Raw genomic sequence first — 429 nt, 5'->3', positions numbered from 1 at the left:
CGCCGGGATTCCCGGCGCGCCTCCACTGCACATGAACAACAGAGGCCGGCACGGGAACTCCCCGGTGGCGGCGAGGAAGTGGGAACAATGAAGTTCGGCAAGCAGCCTGCCCCCGTTGTGGACATCGACGAGGACACGCTCGAAGTCCACAAGCCCAAGACCGAGGCTGCCGGGGTCAAGGCCGTCATGGTGGCCCTGGAACGCGCAGTGGCACAGGCCGGCGTGACCCGAACGGCGCAGTCCCTGCTCCGGCTGAACCAGCGCGGCGGCTTCGACTGCCCGGGCTGCGCGTGGCCGGAATCGGACAAGAAGCGCAAAGCGGCCGAGTTCTGCGAGAACGGTGCCAAGGCCGTGGCCGAGGAGAACACCCTGCGGACCGTGGGCGCGGAGTTCTGGGCCAAGCATTCCATTGCCGAGCTGTCAGGGAAG

1 pseudogene is annotated in these 429 nt (G+C 67.6%); it reads left to right on the top strand.

Annotated elements, in window-relative coordinates:
• Window positions 1-87 precede the first annotated feature (87 nt).
• Window positions 88-429: pseudogene (locus tag AC1DKD_RS42190) on the top strand (hypothetical protein); the annotation flags it as partial.

The organism is Cupriavidus sp. 05T313 (genome assembly GCF_056396665.1).
This window is presented reverse-complemented; position numbering and strand designations above follow the sequence as displayed.